Source organism: Pseudomonas sp. 5Vm1k (assembly GCF_056161485.1).
Genome location: NZ_JBSPCZ010000006.1, coordinates 400,799 through 422,203 on the forward strand (window position 1 = coordinate 400,799; position 21,405 = coordinate 422,203).

At 59.6% G+C, this 21,405-nt stretch carries 21 protein-coding genes; 16 read left to right on the plus strand and 5 right to left on the minus strand.

Features of this window, described 5'->3' with window-relative positions; all coding sequences use genetic code 11:
- Positions 1-4: 4 nt before the first annotated feature.
- Positions 5-2,527, minus strand: a complete 2,523-nt coding sequence (locus tag ACWIKB_RS15185; RefSeq protein ID WP_475267825.1) for a CS1-pili formation C-terminal domain-containing protein — start codon at positions 2,525-2,527, stop codon at positions 5-7.
- An 83-nt stretch (positions 2,528-2,610) separates the two neighbouring features.
- Positions 2,611-3,096: a CS1 type fimbrial major subunit gene (locus ACWIKB_RS15190; RefSeq protein ID WP_475267827.1), complete on the minus strand. Its 486-nt coding sequence runs from the start codon at positions 3,094-3,096 to the stop codon at positions 2,611-2,613.
- Between ACWIKB_RS15190 and ACWIKB_RS15195 the strand changes: the two genes are divergently transcribed.
- From ACWIKB_RS15195 to ACWIKB_RS15205, 3 genes are all read left to right on the plus strand, one after another.
- Positions 3,089-3,418: a hypothetical protein gene (locus tag ACWIKB_RS15195; protein ID WP_475267828.1), complete on the plus strand. Its 330-nt coding sequence runs from the start codon at positions 3,089-3,091 to the stop codon at positions 3,416-3,418. The genes ACWIKB_RS15190 and ACWIKB_RS15195 overlap by 8 nt on opposite strands.
- A 188-nt stretch (positions 3,419-3,606) precedes the next feature.
- Positions 3,607-4,179 carry a PadR family transcriptional regulator gene (locus ACWIKB_RS15200; RefSeq protein ID WP_475267830.1) on the plus strand — a complete coding sequence of 191 codons (573 nt, stop codon included), beginning with the start codon at positions 3,607-3,609 and terminating at the stop codon, positions 4,177-4,179.
- Positions 4,176-4,961 (plus strand): siderophore-interacting protein, encoded by a 786-nt coding sequence (locus ACWIKB_RS15205; protein WP_475267831.1) that lies wholly within the window; start codon positions 4,176-4,178, stop codon positions 4,959-4,961. Before ACWIKB_RS15200 ends, ACWIKB_RS15205 begins: the two co-directional genes overlap by 4 nt.
- 121 nt (positions 4,962-5,082) lie before the next feature.
- Here ACWIKB_RS15205 and ACWIKB_RS15210 read toward each other — a convergent pair whose 3' ends face one another.
- From ACWIKB_RS15210 to ACWIKB_RS15220, 3 genes are all read right to left on the minus strand, one after another.
- Entirely contained in the window at positions 5,083-5,721 is a 639-nt protein-coding gene (locus tag ACWIKB_RS15210) for a Pr6Pr family membrane protein (RefSeq protein ID WP_475267833.1), read from the minus strand.
- A gap of 8 nt (positions 5,722-5,729) precedes the next feature.
- Positions 5,730-5,960: a VF530 family protein gene (locus tag ACWIKB_RS15215; RefSeq protein ID WP_475267834.1), complete on the minus strand. Its 231-nt coding sequence runs from the start codon at positions 5,958-5,960 to the stop codon at positions 5,730-5,732.
- Between the two features lie 239 nt (positions 5,961-6,199).
- Positions 6,200-7,588 (minus strand): aminotransferase-like domain-containing protein, encoded by a 1,389-nt coding sequence (locus tag ACWIKB_RS15220; protein WP_475267835.1) that lies wholly within the window; start codon positions 7,586-7,588, stop codon positions 6,200-6,202.
- A 334-nt stretch (positions 7,589-7,922) separates the two neighbouring features.
- Here ACWIKB_RS15220 and ACWIKB_RS15225 point away from each other — a divergent pair, with 334 nt between their 5' ends.
- From ACWIKB_RS15225 to cmoB, 13 genes are all read left to right on the plus strand, one after another.
- The gene (locus tag ACWIKB_RS15225) at positions 7,923-9,122 is read left to right on the plus strand and encodes a benzoate/H(+) symporter BenE family transporter (RefSeq protein ID WP_475267837.1); all 1,200 of its coding nucleotides are present in this window, start codon (positions 7,923-7,925) and stop codon (positions 9,120-9,122) included.
- A gap of 310 nt (positions 9,123-9,432) precedes the next feature.
- Positions 9,433-10,815, plus strand: coding sequence for a carbohydrate porin (locus ACWIKB_RS15230; RefSeq protein WP_475267839.1), 1,383 nt, complete (start codon positions 9,433-9,435; stop codon positions 10,813-10,815).
- A 216-nt stretch (positions 10,816-11,031) separates the two neighbouring features.
- A complete protein-coding gene (locus ACWIKB_RS15235; RefSeq protein WP_475267841.1) occupies positions 11,032-13,443 on the plus strand; it encodes a glucose/quinate/shikimate family membrane-bound PQQ-dependent dehydrogenase in 2,412 nt (803 codons plus the stop codon).
- Between the two features lie 139 nt (positions 13,444-13,582).
- Positions 13,583-13,978 (plus strand): hypothetical protein, encoded by a 396-nt coding sequence (locus tag ACWIKB_RS15240; RefSeq protein WP_475267843.1) that lies wholly within the window; start codon positions 13,583-13,585, stop codon positions 13,976-13,978.
- Entirely contained in the window at positions 13,975-14,325 is a 351-nt protein-coding gene (locus ACWIKB_RS15245; RefSeq protein WP_475267845.1) for a hypothetical protein, read from the plus strand. The genes ACWIKB_RS15240 and ACWIKB_RS15245 overlap by 4 nt, the downstream gene beginning before the upstream one ends.
- A 14-nt stretch (positions 14,326-14,339) precedes the next feature.
- Complete coding sequence (locus ACWIKB_RS15250; RefSeq protein WP_475267847.1) at positions 14,340-14,678, plus strand: hypothetical protein; 339 nt, start codon at positions 14,340-14,342, stop codon at positions 14,676-14,678.
- A 65-nt stretch (positions 14,679-14,743) separates the two neighbouring features.
- Positions 14,744-15,082 carry a hypothetical protein gene (locus tag ACWIKB_RS15255; protein ID WP_475267848.1) on the plus strand — a complete coding sequence of 113 codons (339 nt, stop codon included), beginning with the start codon at positions 14,744-14,746 and terminating at the stop codon, positions 15,080-15,082.
- A gap of 85 nt (positions 15,083-15,167) precedes the next feature.
- Positions 15,168-17,585, plus strand: coding sequence for an endopeptidase La (lon, locus tag ACWIKB_RS15260; RefSeq protein WP_475267850.1), 2,418 nt, complete (start codon positions 15,168-15,170; stop codon positions 17,583-17,585).
- A gap of 175 nt (positions 17,586-17,760) precedes the next feature.
- Positions 17,761-18,255, plus strand: coding sequence for a hypothetical protein (locus ACWIKB_RS15265; protein WP_475267852.1), 495 nt, complete (start codon positions 17,761-17,763; stop codon positions 18,253-18,255).
- Between the two features lie 130 nt (positions 18,256-18,385).
- Entirely contained in the window at positions 18,386-18,778 is a 393-nt protein-coding gene (locus tag ACWIKB_RS15270) for a protease inhibitor I42 family protein (protein ID WP_475267854.1), read from the plus strand.
- Between the two features lie 2 nt (positions 18,779-18,780).
- Positions 18,781-19,416, plus strand: a complete 636-nt coding sequence (locus tag ACWIKB_RS15275) for a lysoplasmalogenase (RefSeq protein WP_475267855.1) — start codon at positions 18,781-18,783, stop codon at positions 19,414-19,416.
- A 193-nt stretch (positions 19,417-19,609) separates the two neighbouring features.
- Positions 19,610-20,389 (plus strand): carboxy-S-adenosyl-L-methionine synthase CmoA, encoded by a 780-nt coding sequence (gene cmoA / locus ACWIKB_RS15280; protein ID WP_475267856.1) that lies wholly within the window; start codon positions 19,610-19,612, stop codon positions 20,387-20,389.
- Positions 20,386-21,342 (plus strand): tRNA 5-methoxyuridine(34)/uridine 5-oxyacetic acid(34) synthase CmoB, encoded by a 957-nt coding sequence (gene cmoB / locus ACWIKB_RS15285; protein WP_290023517.1) that lies wholly within the window; start codon positions 20,386-20,388, stop codon positions 21,340-21,342. The genes cmoA and cmoB overlap by 4 nt, the downstream gene beginning before the upstream one ends.
- Positions 21,343-21,405 lie beyond the last annotated feature (63 nt).

Consider the following 21,405-nt stretch of genomic DNA (forward strand, 5'->3'; position numbering starts at 1 on the left):
GGTTTCAACCTGCCTTCTGATCTGTGACGCTGACGTCGGCCAATGTGTCCGGCGTGCACCGCAGGTCGCCGATCATCAACACGTTGTTTTCGCTGCGGTGGCGACTGGCATCGAGGCGGAACTGGCAGAGCAACTGGTTGCCCCGGCGCACTTCCAGCGTCGGCGCGCCGGCGTTCATTTCCATGGAGAAAAAGCCATCGACTTCCGTGACCCCGCGACTGGCGTGGTTGATCACGTGATGGCCCTTGAGCGGTTGCCCTTGCGGGTCCACCAGCCGACCGAGCACGGTCAGGGTTCGCATCACCCGCACCTTGCGATACTCCACGCCGCCCTTGTTCAGGTGATAACGGGTACGCGACGGCTCGATGCTGGCGGCGGGCACGTGATTGCCTTCGAAGTCGAAACTCACCGAGCTGTTCTGGTACGCGGTAATCGGGATGAAGTTGCGCCCTGGTTTCAGCGCGGCACTGCCACCGCTGAAGTCGTCGGCGCGCAACGCGATGCCGTCGATATCGGATTCCACGTCGACAATCAGCCCAGAGCCGCGCACCTGATGTTCGCTGGTCAAGACCATTTGCTGGCCACCAATGACCAACGTGCTGTCGACGTTCAGGCCACCGGTAAAGTTGTCGTTGTAGGAGGAGCGCTGGACAAAGCCGTCGCCACTGAGCGCCGCGGTGCGGAAACTGGCCAGGCTCGACAGACCGAGGCCATAGGTGTCAGAAAGCGCGGTGACCGAGACGTTTTGCAGCGCGTGATCCTTCAAGTCCTTGCGCCAGCCGAGGGAGGCGTTGTTGTCGCGCCCGCCCTCTCGCGCCGTCCTTGAACCGATGCTGCCGGTGAACTGCTGGCCCGGTGCGCCCAACGCCAGGTTGAGGCTCAGGTCGACTCCACGATTGCGCTCGTCGCCGCTGCTGAAACTGCCGGGCCGGTCGAACAGCGCCAGCCGCCAGTTGGCATCGCTGCCGAACAACGTGGTGCGCTGGGTCCAGCCCAGGTCCACGCCCATGCCTTCGGTGTTGCCCTCGCTGTGGGAAATCCGCGCATTCAACGAGTTTTTGCTGCTCAGCCGATGATTGAGTGCCAGGGACGAGTTGCTGGTCTCGCCGACAAACACATTGCGCTGCCGCACTCGCGTGCCGTCGGGCAAGGTGTCGTAGGTGTTGGTGGTGTCGAGCCAGCTGCGGTTGTGGCTGACCACCACGCTACCGGAGCCATAGTTATAAAGGCTTTGCAGATCGAGGCCGGTGCCGTGGTCCTGGGTCTGATAAACGTTGGCATACAAGCTGATGTGATTGGCCAGGGTCCAGTCGATGGACGTGCCGTATTGCAGCTTTTCGCGAATCTGCCGCGCCGACAGCCCGAGGATCACCCGGGGGTGCATCAGGTAGTTGAGCGATGCCCCGGCCGTCGCGCTGCCGCTGGCCTGCTGGTCCCAGTTACTGAGCAGTTTCTGTTCTTGCCCGGCAAACAGGTTGTAGCGCCAGCGTTCATCGAGGTTGCGCCAGTTGTTGGGTTTGTAGACCAGTTCCTGGGTGGTGCTGGTGATCTGACCGTCTTCGATCAGCCGCACTTCGACTTCGTAGATGCCACCGGGTAATGGCCGGGTATCGAGGGTCTGCAGGCCGGCGGGCACCGATTGGGTATTGATCAGCAAACCGTCGCGCAGGATTTCCACCGAGGCCTGGCGGTTGGCCGTGACGTAGATCGGGTAGACGCTGGGCGTTGGCGTATTGATCGCCAGGCTGTCGGAGCTGCCGAACATGACGCCGACGGCCGTGTCGGGGCTGGTGCCAAACGTACGCGGTTGGCGGGTCAGCCCTTCGGAATTGGGCGTGAAGTAACCCAGGCGGAAAAATTGGCCCTGCAATTCGCGCTGGGTGTAGAGCTCGTGAACTGCGTGGTAGAGCTGATCATCCGGGCCACCGAGACGGGCCAGTTGCATGTTGAAGGTCTGGCTCCAGCTGCCGAGACTGCCACTGGCTTCCAGGCCATAACGCCCGCCCAGATCCTGGTCCTGACCGCCATTGAGGTTCAGCTGATTGCGCACCATCAGGCCGCTGCTGCCACCCTCGGGCTGGTCGTAGTAGCGTTTGACCTCGGTGTCGCGCTCGGCATTTTCGGTGACGATCGACACCAGCGAGTTTTCCAGGTTGTAGTGCACGGCCAGCATCTGTTCCGGGCATTTCCCCGTGCAGTTGCCCAGCGCCACACCGGGCTTGAGGTAACCGGCCCAGGTCTCGCGCTCGGCAGCGCTGAAGCGGCTGTCGCCGGTGTCGGTAAATTCGAGCAGGGTGATGCGGTCATCGCGGGACAGCACGATCATCGCCTCCCCCAACGGCTGTTGATCGAGTTCCACGCGAACCGCCAGTGGTACATCAAAAAAATGCTCCTCGAATTCCGCCGGCAGACCTTTGGCCTGGGCCAACAGACTTCGCGGTGTCGAACCGTTGGATACCGGAGCCGCCGTTGCGCTGGCACAAAACAACAGCGCAAGCGCAGCCGCGATGGGAGTCATCGGGAACATGAACACGTACTCTGATTGCAAACAAATGGAAGTCCGACGAGCCAACTAAGTTGTTGGCCCGTCGGTTGGCGCTAACGGGAAAGTTAGATAACCGGTGGCACGGCATCAAAGATCATGGCCACTTCACCGGTGTAGTCGCCCGGTGCAAACGTGGTGCCGGTGGCGCTGATGCGCAGCGGCGCGCGATAGTTCACGTTGGACTCGGTTTCACCGACAACCATTTGCGGCGTGGTGGTCAATTCCGTGCCATTGATTTCAACTTTCAAGTTGATGCTGCTGGCACCGGAGAGCAACCGAGGCGCCGACACGACGCTGGCGTGTACCGAACCATTGTTGTTGCGCATATCAAAAAAACCGTTGACTTCACCCATTTGGCCAGTGGTCGGTTGGAAGTCCATGCGCTGATCCTTGTTGATCAGGTCCGGGTCGACAGGCACCACGTAGAAGCCGTTGGTAGGCACGTGGGCAACGAGGTTGATGGTGTGCTTGGCTTCACCGGCGGCGAATACGACGGAGGAAGTCAGCGCCAGAATCGCCAGGGGAGCAGCAATAGTCAGTTTCTTGAACATCGGTCAGTACCTGTCTTTTCAATATAAAGGGTTGATTGAAAGTTCAAACGACGCCGTGGCGAAACACGTCGCGGCGATGTCGGCTGAACTTTCAATGCCGGCAAATGATCGGCCAATGTCTCTGGAAAGTAAGCAAGTAACTTCCGATGATCGCGTAGTTAAACGCCTCTATGACAAGACAGAAAAAAGAACAAAATTGCAATTTATTGACGGGCAACTGTCAGCACTGGACTACATACAGTTTTATCGAAAAAACCATACAGTTGCTTTCAAATTAAAACAGAACAACGAAGCCCCTTTAGAATATAGGCCCGATCACTAATAGAGTTATAACTTTAACTTTCCAGTTATTTCCATATCGGTAAATTACACCGGTGCAACGGTGATGATCCGCCTCGCCCGATCACCTCACCGCTCGTCGGTCGAGAGAAGCGCCGTAGGAAAAACGCCTTGCCTTGTCTTTAAGATATATCTTAAGTTGTATCTAAACACGACGAGAGAAGGCAAAAAATGAGAGACCATCATTCCCACCGCGAACACGGTGACGGCCGCGACGGCTTCGAGAAACGCCCTGGCCGCGAGCGCGGCGGCCGTGGCCCACGGGTGTTCGCACCGGGCGATTTGAAACTGCTGTTGCTCGCGCTGATCGCCGAACAGCCTTGCCACGGCTACGACTTGATCCGCCAGATCGAAGGCATGTTCGACGGCGCCTACAGCCCCAGTCCCGGCGTGATCTACCCGACCCTGACCTTTCTCGAAGAAAGCGAAATGATCACGGGCGATGCCGAGGGCGGGAAAAAACGCTACAGCGTGACCGACGCCGGACGTCTGTCCCTGAGTGACCAGGCGATTGCCCTGGAAGGCGTGCGAATGCGCATCGATGTGAGCAAACGCTCGCTGCGCGGTCATGATCGCCCGGCCGAAATCCACGAAGCAGTGCACAACCTGCGTCATGCATTGCAATTGCATCACGGACGCTGGAGCCCGGAAGAAATCCTCCGTGTCGCCGCCCTGCTCAACAACACAGCAAAAGCCATCGTCGACGGCCCCGCCGTTCAAGCCGCCCAGGAGACAGCCGAATGATTGCAGTCGAACCCCAAGCCATTCACCGCGTCATGCACGAAATCAAACGCCGTCGGCTGGAAGTGTTGCGCGTGGTCGACCTGACCCCGCGCATGCGCCGGATTACCCTCGGTGGGCCGGAGTTGGCAGGCTTTGTCAGCCTCGGCACGGATGATCACGTCAAACTGCTGTTCCCGCAGAACGCGGCAGAAACGGCGGCACTGGAAACCCTGGTCCTCGGCGCTGGTAAAACCGATCAGCCGATGCCGGAAATGCGCGACTACACGCCGCGCCGCTATGACCTGGACACGCTGGAGCTGGACATCGATTTTGTCCTGCACGGCGACGGCCCTGCCTCGACTTGGGCCGAGCAGGCCAAACCGGGGCAGTTCCTGCACATCGGCGGGCCACGGGGCTCGATGATCGTGCCGGACATTTTCGACAGCTACCTGCTGATCGGCGACGAAACCGCCCTACCCGCCATCGCCCGACGCCTGGAAGGTCTGGCGGCCAACCGACGAGCGCTGGTAATCATCGAAGTAGCGAACGGCGCCGAACAGCAACGCCTGGAAAGCGCCGCACAGGTCAATGTGATCTGGGTGCTGCGCGACGGCGGCCAGAACAACCTGCTAACCACCGTGAAGCAACTGCAAGTGCCGAGCGGCAACCTGTATGCATGGGTGGCAACCGAGAGCAAAGTGTCGCGGCAGATCCGCCGGGTGTTGCTCGATGAGCATGGGCTGGATGATCAGTTCGTTAAAGCGGTGGGTTACTGGCGGGCGGATGGCAGCGACGAGGAATAACTTCCAGTGACAATCCCCTGTGGGAGCGGGCTTGCTCGCGAATGCGGTGTGTCATCCAACATTGATGTGACTGACACACCGCATTCGCGAGCAAGCCCGCTCCCACATTGATTTTGGGAGTTCACGAAATCGGCTTTCGCCACCGATCCAATCCCACGATCACCAACGCAACCGCGACAAACCCCACCAATATCCCCCCGGCATTGAGAAACACCTGTGGATAACCCAGCGTGCTCACATCAATGAACGGATAGGCGTAAGCCCCCAGCAAATGCCCGCGCAGCAGCGCATAGGCGAAATACACCAAGGGATAAATCACCCACAACGGGATGTGCCGCAAGCGCAACGTCCCTTTGGGCACGCAGCACCACCAATACGCCAGAAACAGCAGCGGCATGATGTCGTGCAGTAACTCATCTGCGAGCAACTGCCAGCCTTCGGGATGCCACAGATGGCGCAATAACAGGCTGTACGCCAGCGCGACCACGGCGATGCTCACGGCAATTCCACTGCTGACTAACGGTTGCAGAAACCAGCGTTTCGCCGCCGACTCCCGCGCCGTCAGTTCACAGGTCAGCACCACGGCTACCAAGGTATTGGTCAGCACGGTAAAGAAGCTGAAGAAACTCATCAGCCCGCCCAGCAGGCTGGCGCCGATCTCCCAGCGTGTGCCGAGGATCAGGTACATCTGAACGGTCAAACCTGCCCAGCCCAGCACCGCCGCCACGGCGATACAGCGACGCTTTGCGGCAGATGACATCCGCATGTTCAGACTGGACGCTTGGTGCGCATCAACTTCACGTACAGGTGTTCGACCTTCTCTCGCGCCCACGGGGTTTTGCGCAGAAAGGTCAGGCTCGATTTGATGCTCGGGTCACTCTTGAAGCAGCGAATATCGATGCGCTCGGCCAACCCCGCCCACTCGTAGTGTTCAACCAGGGCGTTGAGGATCTGTTCCAGGGTCACGCCGTGTAGCGGGTTGTTGTTCTGTTCGGTCATGCCGGGCCTTTGTGCGAAGAAAGAAGAAAGAATGAAGAATGAAGAATGAAGAATGAAGAAGCCGCGCACCTTAGCCGAGGGTTTCGCTGGGTGGAAGCGCTCAGTTAACTGTAGGCCAACAACCGCTTTGTGTAGGAGCCAAGCTTGCTGGCGAAGCGGTATGTCAGTCGACATTGAAGTTGCCTGACACGCCGCCTTCGCCAGCAAGCTTGGCTCCTACAAAAACCGCGATCGGGGACTCAGTAAAACCGTCGCGGGTCGGTATCGATCAGGCTGGCCAGTTTGGTCAGGGCGAAGCGCAGTTCGTCGTGGCTGGTGGGCGACATCAGCACCAAACGCACGCAACGGGTCGAGCCACTGCGCTCAGCCTGGAACTGGGTGCCACTGAGTACCAGCACACCGTTGGCTCGGGCGAGCATAGTGAATTCGTCGCTGGTCCATGGCTCGGGCAGCGTCAGCCACACGTGATAGGAATGCGGCTGGGTCTTGAGTTCGAAACCGGCAAAGATTTCCCGGGCAATGGCTTGCCGTGCGGCCGCTTCATCGCGCTGGATGCGGATGAGTTTTTTGTCCAGGCCTTCGGTGATCACATTGCTGGCCAGTTGCGCGGTCAGCGGCGACGGCATCCAGACACTGCTGCGCACCATCGAGGTCAGGCGCGACAGCAGTTTGGGCGGGCTGTACAGGTAACCGATGCGCAGCGCCGGCATGACCGACTTCGACAGGCTGGTCAGGTACACCGACCGCTCCGGCGCAAACGCCGACAACGGCTTGATCGACGGATCGGTGGCGAGAAAGCCATAAATGTCATCGTCGAGGATGATGAAATCAAACTCTTCGGCCAGCGCCGCGATTTGCGCCCGGCGCTGTGACGACATGATCGCCGCTGTCGGGTTCTGGCAGGTCGCCACGCACACCAGCATCGCCGGTTTCTCCCGCAGGCACAGTTCGCGCAATGCCTCGGGAATGATCCCCTCATCGTCCATCGCCACGCCACGCAGGCGTCGCTCAAGACCATGGGCCAGGGAAATGATGCCGGGGTAGCAAAGCGCTTCGCAGAGCACCAGGTCACCCGCGTTGGTCAGGGCACTCATCGCGACCATCAAGCCATGCTGGGCACCCGCGGTGATCACCACCTGCTGCCATTGCGCATCGGGCAACCACTGGCGCAGAAACTGCGCACCGGCCTCGCGATGCGCCGGGTGACCGCCGTCCGGCGCGTAATCCAGGGTACGGGCAAAATCGGTGCTTTTGGCCATACCGATCAGCGCATCGCGCAGCCAATACTCCAGGGTTTCGCTGTAAGGCTTGATGATCGAAAGGTCGAGCAGTTCGGACTGCCCCAGGTTCAGCGCCGTCGGGCCATGACTCACCGGCAATTCGGCCAGCTTCTGGCTCTGCACATAGGTGCCGCGCCCCACTTCTCCCTGCACCAACCCGCGCCGATGGGCCTCGCTGTAGGCGCGGCTGATGGTGCCCGGCGTGACTTTCAGCGTGGTGGCCAACTCCCTCAGGGTCGGCAGGCGATCACCTTGGTTCAACACGCCATTGCCGATGTCGCGTGCCAACGCATCGGCAATCGACAAATACATCGGCTGGCTGAACTCGCTTAGCTGAGGAACCCACATGAATGATCGCTGCCCATCGTAGAAATCAGAAAAATCGGAGCATATCACATCGAAGTTTGACGCCCGAAAAACCGGTCAATTCGGTGAATTGAGTCGATTGCTACTATCGAAAAACCCACAGACGTTCACCAATAAAAAATCATTAAAAATAATTGTCTTTAAAATCAATCAGATGAATTCAAAACATTCGTTAAAACCCGGAATGTACTCAAAGAGAATCCAGACACATATTGAATCAACTCAATCCATTCAAATACACTCATCGCGAATCGAACCAATCGAATCAATCCTCTCCTGATCACTGCGCGCCTGTGCCGCGCCAAGTCGAGACATCATGAACACACTCAGAAAGGATCTATCCCTGTCAGCGGTGATTGCAGGTTTTATCGCCGTGATCATTTCCTACGCCGGCCCGTTGATCATCGTGTTTCAGGCAGCCAAGGAGGCGCATCTGCCCAGCGACGTGGTGTCTTCGTGGATCTGGGCGATTTCCATCGGCAGCGGCATTACTGGCCTGTTTTTGAGCTGGCGGCTGCGGATTCCGGTGATCACCGCGTGGTCGACACCAGGCGCGGCGTTGCTGGTGTCGATGTTGCCCAGTGTCACCCTGCCCCAGGCTATCGGCGCTTATGTGGTGGCGTCGGTGATCATCGCCGTGGTCGGTTTGTCCGGCGCGTTCGACAAACTGATGAGTCGCCTGCCCAAAGCCATCGCCGCCGCCATGCTCGCGGGGATTCTGTTTCGCTTCGGCGCGGAGCTGTTCACTTCGATCAAACTGCAACCGGCGCTGGTGCTGTCAATGATTGCGGCCTACCTGATCTGCAAACGCTTGTCGCCGCGCTATGCGATTTTGTCGGTGTTGATTGTCGGTTGCGCCGTGGCCGCTTCGTTCGGTGAACTCAACAGCGCTTCGATCACCATCGCGGTGGCTCACCCGGTGTTCACGGCTCCAGAGTGGAGCTGGCACGCGATCATCAACATTGGCCTGCCGCTGGCGCTGGTGACCCTGACCGGCCAGTACGTGCCCGGTATGGCGGTGTTGCGCACCTCGGGCTACAACACCCCGGCGCGCTCGATCATTTCGGTGACCGCGATTGGCTCGATCCTGATGGCGCCGTTCGGCTCCCACGGCTTTAACCTGGCCGCCATTACCGCAGCGATCTGCACCGGCCGCGAAGCCCACGAAGACCGTGACAAACGCTACATCGCCGGGATCGCCTGCGGGGTGTTCTACATTCTGATGGGCACCTTTGGCGCGACCCTGGCCTCGGTGTTTTCCGCCCTGCCCAAAGAGCTGATCGCCTCCCTCGCCGGCCTGGCCTTGTTCGGCGCGATCAGTGCCGGGCTGACCGGTGCGATGGCGGACGAGAAACAACGGGAAGCGGCGCTGATCACTTTCCTGGTGACGGCTTCGGGCATGAGCTTCCTCGGGCTGGCTGCTGCGTTCTGGGGTTTGATTTTTGGCCTGGTGGCGCACTTTGTGCTGACCTGGACTCGGGAAAGCAAAGTCGCCGGCGTCGTCGAGGGCAACTGACCGATATTCAGCCCCACAACCCCCTGTAGGAGCGAAGCTTGCTCGCGAAGGCGTCCTGGCATTCAACATTGATGTTGGCTGAACCGGCGCTTTCGCGAGCAAGCTTCGCTCCTACAAGGGGTATTTTCTGCCTGCGGCGCCCTGTCGCAGCCGACTATTACCAAATCCGAAACGCTGCATGTCAGTAAAAGCGCTTTCTCTCTTTGTAACAGATCATTATCCTGCCGCCCTTAAGCTGAAACGCTTCACTGCCCGTGCCGTCTCGTTGCGTTCAGTTCACCCCCCGAAAAAGATCAAGAATTTCTACTTTATGCCCGACTTTCCAACTCCGCGAGACAGCGCTGTCTCCACCCCTGTGGCCCACCGAAAAGCCCTGAACCTGATCAGCGGCCTCAGCGCCTTTGGCCTCGCCACCTGCGTTCACGCGGCCCCGGCTTTTGATAGCGATTCACCGTGGATGCTCGGCGACTGGAACGGCACGCGCACTGAACTGGCGGAAAAAGGCTACGACTTCAAAGTCGATTACACCGGCGAAATGGGCAGCAACCTGCACGGCGGCTATGACCACGACCGCACCGCGCGCTACAGCGATCAGTTCGGCCTCGGCACGCATCTGGATTTGCAGAAGATTCTCGGCTGGGACGACGCCGAATTTCAGCTGACCATTACCGAACGCAACGGCAACAACATCAGCAACGACCGGATCAATGATCCACGGGTCGGCGGTTTCACTTCCGCTCAGGAAGTCTGGGGTCGTGGGCAAACCTGGCGCCTGACGCAGATGTGGTATCAGCAGAAATTCTTCGACCAGAAACTCGACATCAAAGTCGGTCGTTTCGGTGAAGGCGAAGACTTCAACAGCTTCCCGTGCGACTTCCAGAACCTGGCGTTCTGTGGCTCCCAGGTCGGTAACTGGGTCGGTGGCATCTGGTACAACTGGCCGGTCAGCCAGTGGGCCATGCGGGTCAAATACCACCTGACGCCAGAGCTGTACGCACAGGTCGGCGCCTATGAGCAGAACCCGTCTAACCTCGATCGCGACAATGGCTTCAAGCTCAGCGGCAGCGGCACCCAAGGCGCGATTTTGCCGATTGAACTGGTGTGGTCGCCGAAGCTGAACGGCCTGCCGGGCGAATACCGCGCCGGTTATTACTACAGCAACGCCAAGGCCACCGACGCCTACAAGGACAGCAATGGCCAGCCCGCCGCCCTGAGTGGCGAGGCGTATCGCAGCGCGTCGAGCAAGCACGGCGTGTGGCTCGGTGTGCAGCAGCAAATCACCAGCCGCGCCAGCGATAACTCTCGCGGCTTGAGCGTGTTCGCCAACGGCACGATGCACGACAAGAAGACCAACGCCATCGACAACTATGTCCAGGCGGGCGTCGTCTACAAAGGCTTGTTCGATGCCCGCGCCAGGGACGACATCGGTTTTGCCCTGGCCCGCGTCCACGTCAACCCGGCCTATCGCAAGAACGCCGAGGCGACCAATCAGGCTCGCGCCGTCTACGACTACGACGACCCGTCGTTCCTGCCGCCGCAAGACACCGAATACAGCGCCGAACTCTATTACGGCGTGCACGTCACCAATTGGCTGACCGTGCGCCCGAACCTGCAATACATCCGCCACCCCGGTGGCGTGGACAAGGTCGATGACGCGCTGATTGGCGGAATAAAGATCACCTCATCGTTCTAACCAACCACATACCCCTTGTAGGAGCGAGGCTTGCCCGCGAAGGCGTCGGCCTATCCAACACATTTGTTGGCTGACACACAGCCTTCGCGGGCAAGCCTCGCTCCTACAGGGACCGCATCACAAGTTTCACTTTTATATCTGAACCATGCCCACGCCAGATCGTCATCTACAGTGAACTAGCGCGGGACTACTTAAAACGTCACGGAGAACCACACTATGAGCACTGATGGTGCTTTGAGTCGAAGCCGTCTGCTACCGAGCCTGCTCGGTATCCTGCTTCTGCTAATGGGCCTGGCCATGCTGGCCGGGGGGATCAAGCTGAGCATGCTCGGCGGCTCGCTGTATTACCTGCTGGCCGGCATCGGCTTCGCACTGACCGGCGTGCTGCTGATTGCCGCTCGCCGCGCTGCACTGGGCCTGTACGCGCTGGTGCTGTTCGCCAGTACGGTTTGGGCGTTGTGGGAAATCGGTCTCGACTGGTGGCAACTGGTGCCACGTCTTTCGCTGTGGTTCGCACTGGGTGTGGTCCTGCTGTTGCCGTGGTTCCGCCGACCGTTGCTGCGCGATGGCGCTGCACCGCTGGGCACTGCGGCACTGAGCGTCGCCGTGGTTCTGGCCGGCGCCACCGCCGTTGCCAGCCAATTCACGCATCCGGGTGAAGTCCTCGGCGAGTTGGGCCGTGACACTACGGACCTGACCAGCACGGCCCCGGCCATGCCCGACGGCGATTGGCAGGCCTATGGCCGCACCGAGTTCGGTGACCGCTACTCGCCGCTGAAGCAGATCACCCCGGCCAACGTCGGCAAGTTGCAGGAAGCCTGGCGTATCCGCACCGGCGACCTGCCGACCGCTGATGACCCGGTAGAGCTGACCAACGAAAACACGCCGCTGAAGGTCAACGGCATGCTCTATGCCTGCACCGCCCACAGCAAAGTGTTGGCGCTGGACCCGGACACCGGCAAGGAACTGTGGCGCTTCGACCCGCAGATCAAAAGCCCGGTGGGCTTCAAGGGCTTCGCCCACATGACCTGCCGTGGCGTCTCTTACTACGACGAGAATGCCTACGCCAACGCGGGCGCTGCCTCGCCGGCCGTCATCTCCGAAGCCGGCAAAGCCGTTGCCCAGGCCTGCCCGCGTCGCCTGTACCTGCCGACCGCCGATGCGCGCCTGATCGCGATCAACGCCGACACCGGCAAGGTCTGCGAAGGCTTCGGCAATAACGGCACCGTTGACCTGACCCAAGGTATCGGTCCGTTCACCGCCGGTGGCTACTACGCCACTTCCCCGGCTGCGATTACCCGTGATCTGGTAATCATGGGCGGTCACGTCACCGACAACGAATCGACCAACGAGCCTTCCGGCGTGATCCGCGCGTTCGATGTGCATGACGGTCATCTGGTCTGGAACTGGGACAGCGGCAATCCGGAGGCCACCGAGCCTTTGGCGCCGGGCAAAACCTACACCCGCAACTCGCCGAACATGTGGTCACTGGCCAGCGTCGACGAAAAACTGGGCATGGTCTACCTGCCACTGGGCAACCAGATGCCTGACCAGTACGGTGGCGACCGCATGCCGGGCGCCGAGAAATACAGCGCCGGTCTGGTGGCTCTGGACCTGGCCTCCGGCAAGGTGCGCTGGAACTACCAGTTCACCCATCACGACCTGTGGGACATGGACGTTGGCAGCCAGCCAACCCTGTTGGACCTGAAAACCGCCGACGGCGTGAAGCCGGCGCTGATCGCTCCGACCAAACAGGGCAGCCTGTATGTGCTCGACCGTCGCGACGGCACGCCGATTGTGCCGATTCGTGAAATTCCAGTACCACAAGGCGCGGTCAAGGGCGACCATACCGCCCCGACCCAGGCCCGTTCGGACCTCAACCTGCTAGCTCCGGAACTGACCGAAAAAACCATGTGGGGCGCCAGCCCGTTCGACCAGATGCTCTGCCGCATCCAGTTCAAGGAACTGCGCTACGAAGGCCAGTACACCCCGCCGTCGGAACAGGGCAGCCTGATCTATCCGGGTAACGTCGGTGTGTTCAACTGGGGCAGCGTGTCGGTCGACCCGGTTCGCCAGATGCTGTTCACCAGTCCGAACTACATGGCATTCGTCTCCAAAATGATCCCTCGCGCCGAAGTGGCGGCCGACAGCAAGCGTGAAAGCGAAACGGCTGGCATCCAGCCAAATACTGGCGCGCCGTACGCCGTGACCATGCATCCGTTCATGTCACCGTTCGGTGTACCGTGCCAGGCTCCGGCCTGGGGCTATGTCGCCGGCATCGACCTGACCACCAGCAAAGTGGTGTGGAAGCGCAAAAACGGCACCAGCCGGGACAGCTCGCCCGTGCCAATCGGCCTGCCCATCGGCGTGCCAAGCATGGGCGGCTCGATCGTCACTGCTGGCGGCGTCGGCTTCCTCAGCGGCACCCTGGACCAGTACCTGCGCGCCTATGACGTCAATAGCGGCAAGGAACTGTGGAAGTCGCGCCTGCCGGCCGGCGGCCAAGCCACACCAATGACCTACACCGGCAAGGACGGCAAACAGTACGTACTGCTGGTCGTTGGCGGCCACGGTTCACTGGGCACCAAAATGGGCGACTATGTGATCGCTTACAAACTGTCGGAATAAGCACTAACGACAGTTGAAAACAGGGCGGTTACCTTCGGGTAGCCGCCCTTTTTTGTGCCTGTGGAGCCGCTGCTCGGGGCTGGGATGCCTGGGCCAGATCAGGCAAGATCGGGCATCGCCAGTCGGAGACCGCAGCGCATTGAAAAATCTGAGCACGACCCAAGTGCCTTGCATCACGCAACTGAACGAGTCCCAAAACGGCACTCTGCATTGGTGCCTGTTCGACCTTCAAATGTGCGGCTGCCTCGACACACCGAGCTTTCTTGCGGTCATGCTCGATTGCTTGCTGGAACCCACCAGTATCGGCATCGAGATGTCCGGGATCACCATTGATTGCGACGTCGACCCGGACAACATTGCCGATCACCTGATCGGCGTGCCCGGCATCACCTTCGAATTCATGGACGAGCTCGTTACCCTGCCAACCCAGGAAGCGATTCGCTACATCTGCGACTGGTGCTATCGCCACGCCAGGCATGACCGGGACAATGTTCTGTTGAAATGCCGTGCACTCAAGGACAAGTTCCAGACATGAAACCGCTTACCACCTCATCGCCAGGTAATCGCCAATGGCTCGACCTGAGCCTGCTCATCGGCAAAATCACGTTCGACGACCTGTCGCACCTGACCGATGCGCCCCTGGCCAGTCAGATCGACTCGCTCAAGGAAGACCTGCTGCAAGTCGAGTACGGTGAGCATCTGCTGCTGGATGTCGGCTGGTATCCAGAGTTCGATGAGTCCGGAGCCTTTCGGGTGGCGGTGATCAAGGGCCAGGACTGGGAAAACCCGCAGTGGGCGGGCTGGGCGAGAACCCTGGCAGAACTCACCGCATGCCTGACCGAAGCGCAACGCGAGTTGTACGCATGGCTCGACCAGCCATGACCGAGAAGACCTCCATGGAAGGCCCCATTAAGCAAATTGTCGTCCCGCTGAGCCTGGCGGCCTTGCAGCGACTAGACCTTGATCAAAACCAACCGGGTGATCTGGAAACGTGGACGTTGAGCGCCGAGCACTACCAGCATCTGTGGGACTCAGGCCTGATCCAACGCCTCAACAGTGTTCTGGGCAGTTTGATCGATGACCATGAAGACGCCAGCATCCAGGGCGCCGCCGCACTTGAAACGGCTCAGACGCTATCGGAGCAGTCAGCCCTGCCGGCACGCCTCAAGCTACGCTTCACGCAGCTGACTATCCTGGCTCGCAGCAAAGCCACTGGTCTGTTTTTCTACTTTTGATCGCTCGGCCGAAACGCACTTGATGCCTTTCCGCCAGCCCTATCCTCTTTTTTACGGAGCACCCCATGCCCGACTTAACCAAGCCCGTAACGGCGTTACTGGCCGCGAACCAGCAGATAGAGCTTCCGGGGGCCGTCGCCCTGGAAATCATGCGGGAGATCGAGTTCATGCTGATTTCCTTGCGCAAGATCTCCGATCATCACCTCTATACCCCCATGGATGACTTTGACAAAACCGTGACTGACTTTGTCTACGGCGCCCGATTCCCTCATCGTTTGGCCAAGGTCCGCGCACTGTTGAGCGAGCGCTTCGATAACAGCTTGGGCGCGGACGACCAGGGCGATGTCGAGCGCTATGTCGAGGACCTGGAGTTCTGGACACCCAATGACCTGTCAAAACCCTGAACACACACCCTGAAATATCGATAGCCATTGAAACCACCCCCCACCTGCCCCATCTAAGACCCATACCCCATTGCGCAGGTGCCCCATGAGCGACCAGCAAGAATTCCCTGAAGACCCGAGCGATTACGCAGAAACAGACCACATCGAACACCATTCCACCGGTAAAGGCCTCGCCCTGCCTGGCCAGAACCTGCCGGACAAGGTTTACATCATCCCGATCCACAATCGCCCGTTCTTCCCGGCCCAAGTGCTGCCGGTGATCGTCAATGAAGAACCGTGGGCTGAAACACTGGACCTGGTGAGCAAGTCCGATCATCACTCCCTGGCCCTGTTCTACATGGACACGCCCCAGGAAGATCCGCGCCATTTCGACACCAAGGCGCTGCCGGAGTACGGCACGCTGGTCAAGGTGCACCACGCCAGTCGTGAAAACGGCAAATTGCAGTTCGTCGCCCAGGGCCTGACCCGCGTCCGGATCAAAACCTGGCTCAAACACCATCGCCCGCCGTACCTGGTGGAAGTCGAATACCCGCACCAGCCCACCGAGCCGACCGATGAGGTCAAGGCCTACGGTATGGCGCTGATCAATGCGATCAAGGAACTGCTGCCGCTCAACCCGCTGTACAGCGAAGAGTTGAAGAATTACCTCAACCGCTTCAGCCCCAACGATCCGTCGCCCCTGACCGACTTCGCCGCAGCGCTCACGTCCGCCACCGGTGGCGAGTTGCAAGAAGTGCTCGACTGCGTGCCGATGCTCAAGCGCATGGAAAAAGTCCTGCCGATGCTGCGCAAGGAAGTCGAAGTCGCGCGCCTGCAGAAAGAAATCTCCGCCGAAGTGAACCGCAAGATCGGCGAGCATCAGCGCGAGTTTTTCCTCAAGGAACAGCTCAAGGTCATCCAGCAGGAACTGGGGTTGACCAAGGATGATCGCAGCGCCGACATCGAGCAGTTCGAGCAACGGCTGGAAGGTAAGGTGTTGCCGCCCCAGGCGCAGAAACGCATCGAAGAGGAAATGAACAAGCTGTCGATCCTCGAGACCGGTTCGCCGGAGTATGCGGTCACCCGCAACTACCTCGACTGGGCGACATCGGTGCCGTGGGGCGTGTATGGCGAGGACAAACTCGACCTCAAACACGCGCGCAAGGTGCTGGACAAACACCATGCCGGCCTCGATGACATCAAGGACCGCATCCTCGAATTCCTCGCGGTCGGTGCCTATAAAGGCGAGATCAGCGGCTCCATCGTGCTGCTGGTCGGCCCGCCGGGCGTGGGCAAGACCAGCGTCGGCAAATCCATTGCCGAATCCCTCGGCCGGCCGTTTTATCGCTTCAGCCTCGGCGGCATGCGCGACGAGGCCGAGATCAAGGGGCATCGCCGCACGTACATCGGCGCGCAACCGGGCAAACTGGTGCAGGCGTTGAAAGACGTCGAAGTGATGAACCCGGTGATCATGCTCGACGAGATCGACAAGATGGGCCAGAGCTACCAGGGCGACCCGGCCTCGGCGTTGCTGGAAACCCTAGATCCGGAACAGAACGTCGAATTCCTCGACCACTATCTGGACCTGCGCCTGGACCTGTCGAAAGTGCTGTTCGTGTGCACCGCCAACACCCTGGACTCGATCCCCGGCCCGTTACTCGACCGGATGGAAGTGATTCGCCTGTCGGGTTACATCACCGAAGAAAAAATCGCCATCGCCAAGCGTCACCTGTGGCCGAAACAGCTGGAAAAGGCCGGCGTGTCCAAAGGCAGCCTGAGCATCAGCGACAGCGCGTTGAAAGCATTGATCGACGGATATGCCCGTGAAGCCGGGGTGCGCCACTTGGAAAAAGAACTGGGCAAACTGGTGCGCAAAGCCGTGGTCAGGTTGATCGATGAGCCGAAAGCGGTGATCAAGATCGGCCCCAAAGACCTGGAAGCCTCACTCGGCCATCCGGTGTTCCGCAACGAGCAAGTGTTGTCCGGCACCGGCGTGATTACCGGGCTGGCCTGGACCAGCATGGGCGGCGCGACTCTACCGATTGAAGCGACGCGGATTCATACGCTCAACCGTGGCTTCAAACTCACCGGGCAACTGGGCGATGTAATGAAAGAGTCGGCGGAAATCGCCTACAGCTACGTCAGCTCCAACCTGAAGTCATTTGGCGGTGATCCGAAGTTCTTCGATGAAGCCTTCGTCCACCTCCATGTACCGGAAGGCGCCACCCCGAAAGACGGCCCGAGCGCCGGTGTGACCATGGCCAGCGCCCTGCTGTCCCTGGCCCGCAACCAGGCGCCGAAAAAAGGCATCGCCATGACCGGCGAACTGACGTTGACCGGGCATGTACTGCCGATTGGCGGGGTTCGGGAGAAAGTCATCGCGGCGCGCAGGCAGAAGATTTTCGAATTGATCCTGCCGGAGCCTAACCGTGGCAGTTTTGAGGAATTGCCGGAGTACCTGAAAGAAGGGATTACCGTGCACTTCGCCAAGCGCTTTGCGGATGTGGCGAAGATATTGTTTTGATCCACCCTTTCAAGCGCTGGCAGGTTGATACTGACAGCGCTTGGTTATTTCAAATCTCTCTTAAAGAACGATTCGTAAAAACATAACAACCTAAAAAACTGTCAACTCTGACAGTGCCTTGGAAAATTCGCCTCGTTGATACTGATGGCTCGTCCTTAATCCGCGAGATACGTCAATGGCAACTCAAGCAGGTGAACTGCAAAATATTACCGGTGGGGTAAATGCGATTTTCCCCAATACCGCCGACCCGAGTGGCAATCCCTTCCTAAGGGCTCCGTATCACTCTCAAAGTATTCAAAGCACACGATTCGGAACTAACGAGTACCTGATGATCAACACTAGTTCCGGATCTGGTGCCACCAGCCCGGTCATTACTGGCGACCATCGACTGCTCAACTTCAGCTTGAAGCAGGGCATCACTTCCGGCACTTATAAATTTCCGGGAGGGGCGGGCGATCAACTCATGGGGGTGGCCTACGGTGAAATAGTGAACCTCAGCGGCAATCACTTCGTGCAAAGCATTACAGCAACTGAAGCGACGCTTGAACTGGAAGTTTCAAGCGATGGACGCCACTACCAATCAAAGCATTTCGAGATCATTGTTAAAACGACCAAAGGTGTAACGCTGAATATAGAGACCGACTTTGACATCTACCTGGCCATTGAATAATCAAACGCTGATTTGTGCCAAAGGCATCCGACCCGGTTCGGTTGCCTTTGAAACCCTTCAGCACATTTAGTATTCCCCCTGACTTCAGTTATGCTCGCCGTTCGTCGTGAATGCCGGAGCCACTGACCTTATGTCCCCCACCCGCCTGTTAGTCCCCCTCGCCCTCTCCCTGCTGGCCGCCTGCGCCACGCAGCCGAAACAGAACGTGACAGTGGAAAAACAAAGCGAGTGCCCGGCCAAGCTGAGTAACGGGCAAAACCTGATCTTGATCCTTCCGAGCAACCCGACCACGGGTTATCGCTGGGCGATCCAGGATTCCGCCGGTGGCGTGTTGCGCGCCCTCAGCCCCGAGGTCTACAGCAACCCGGAAGATGCCGGGCTCGTGGGCAGTGCCGGGATTTCGACCTGGCGTTTCCAGTCCTTTGCCACCGGCACTGGCCGTTTGCGCCTGACGTATTCGCAGCCGTGGGCGCCGGAAGTCCCGGCGGTGAAAACCTTCGACTGCGCGATCTCGGTTAACTGATCGTGGGCTGGCTGATATTGGCGCTGATGGGCGCGGTGACCTTTCTTTACGGGCTGAGTGTGCATGCTGCGCTGCTATGCCTGTTGGTCAAACCGCTGCCGGTATTGGCCCTGCTCGGTTGGTTGCACGACGCACCGCCCACCGAATATCGGCGCTGGATCAGCCTTGGATTGATTTTTTCCCTGCTCGGCGATGTGTTGCTGGCATGGCCGGGGGATTTGTTTGTGTTTGGCCTTGGGGCGTTTTTGGTCGCGCATCTGGCGTACCTGAAAGCGTACTTGAGCGATTGCCGGCGGTTGGCGTTGTTGCCGTTGGTATTGGCCGTCGTAGTGGGCGCGGTGTTGCTGGGGATTCTGATTTCCCATGGGCTTGGGCCGTTGCTAGTGCCAGTGATTGTTTACGGTGTGGCAATCAGCGCGATGCTTTGGCGCGCACTGGCCAGGCTCGGCAGCGATGTGCCCAAGCGTTCGGCGCTGCTGGCGGCGGCGGGCGCGGTGGCGTTTGTGTTTTCTGACAGCGTGATTGGGATCAGTCGGTTTGTGATGCCGTTCGACGCTGCGCCTTACGTGATCATCCTGAGTTACTGGGTGGGGCAATGGGGGATCACGGCGTCGGCGTTTACTCAAGAACAACGCTGACCCCCTGTGGCGAGGGGGCTTGCCCCCGTTGGAGTGCGAAGCGCTCCCCTGCATTCTTTCAGGTCTATCGCATCCACCGGTTTTACGACGGCTGCGCCGCCGAACGGGGGCAAGCCCCCTCGCCACAGTGGATTCTCATCGTTCGTAGCGGTTTATCAGACAACCCGCGCATCCCCCGGTCAATTTGGCTAAAATGCCGGCCTTTTCCATCTACGCCGCTGGAACCGCCGTGAGCAAAGAACCCGATCGCCTTTTCGCCCAGCCTTTGGCCCAGGTGCCCGACTTCGCCTTTAACGAGGACGTGGTGCGGGTATTCCCGGACATGATCAAGCGCTCGGTGCCGGGTTATCCGACCATCGTCGAAAACCTCGGCGTGCTCGCCGCGCAGTTCGCCCAGCCCAACAGCGTGCTCTACGACCTCGGCTCGTCCCTGGGCGCCGTGACCCAGGCCCTGCGCCGGCATGTGCGCACCGACGGCTGTCGCGTCATTGCTGTGGATAACTCGGCGGCGATGGTCGAGCGCTGCCGCGAATACCTCAACGGTCAGGACTCGATGTTCCAGGAGTTGCTGCCGGTGGAAGTGATCGAAGGCGACATCCTCGCCCTCGAATTCCAGCCAGCCTCGGTGGTGGCGCTGAACTTCACCCTGCAATTTATCGCCCCGGAGCAGCGCACGGCGTTGCTCTCGCGCATTCGCCAGTCGTTGTTGCCGGGCGGTGCGCTGATCCTGTCTGAGAAGCTGCGCTTCAACGATCTGGAAGAACACGCGTTGCTCACCGACCTGCACGTCGCGTTCAAACGCGCCAACGGCTACAGCGAACTGGAAATCGCCCAGAAGCGCAGCGCCATCGAAAATGTCATGAAGCCCGATAGCCTCGAAGAACACCGCGAACGCCTGTTGGCCGCCGGGTTCTCGAAAGTCGTGCCGTGGTTCCAGTGTCTTAACTTTGCCTCGTTGATTGCCTTGCCATGATTGATCTGTCCCCCCTCGCCCGACGTTTGGCCGGCACCCCGCTGGCCGAATGGGCCAACACCCTGCAAGCGCAACTCGACAAGAAAATGGAAAAGGGGCATGGCGACCTGGAGCGCTGGCAAAGCGCGCTGGACGCTTTGCCGAAGATCCAGCCAAGGGTCGTCGATTTGCTTAATGGTCTGACCCTCGACACCGATTGCGACGATGCAACCCGCGCGCAGATGCGTACCGCACTGATGGGCCTGTCGCCGTGGCGCAAGGGGCCGTTCGACCTGTTCGGCGTGCACGTCGATACCGAATGGCGCTCGGACTGGAAATGGTCACGGGTGGCGCCGCATCTGGACCTGAAGGGCAAACGCATCCTCGATGTCGGCTGCGGCAACGGCTACTACATGTGGCGCATGCTCGGCGCCGGTGCCGACAGTGTGATTGGCGTCGATCCAAACTGGCTGTTCTTCTGCCAGTTCCAGGCCGTGCAGCGTTACCTGTCCGAACCGAATGCCTGGCACCTGCCGTTCCCGTTCGAAGACCTGCCGCCGAACATGGAAGGCTTCGACACCGTGTTTTCCATGGGCGTGTTCTACCACCGCCGCTCGCCGATCGAGCATTTGCTGGCACTGAAGGATTGCCTGGTCAAGGGCGGCGAACTGGTGCTGGAAACGTTGGTGATCGAAGGTGATCAACAACAAGTGCTGGTGCCGGAAGACCGTTATGCGCAGATGCGCAACGTGTGGTTCCTGCCGTCGGTGCCAGCGCTGGAACTGTGGCTACGGCGTGCCGGGTTCACGGATGTTCGTTGTGTGGATGTCAGCGTGACCACCGTCGAGGAACAGCGCGGGACGGAGTGGATGAAGTATCAGTCGTTGAGCGACTTCCTTGATCCAGAGGATCACAGCAAGACGATTGAAGGGCTGCCGGCGCCGATGCGGGCCGTTATCGTCGCTCGCAAATAAAAGCTTCGCGGGCAAGCCTCGCTCCTACAGATCACCGGTACCTGTAGGAGCGAGGCTTGCCCG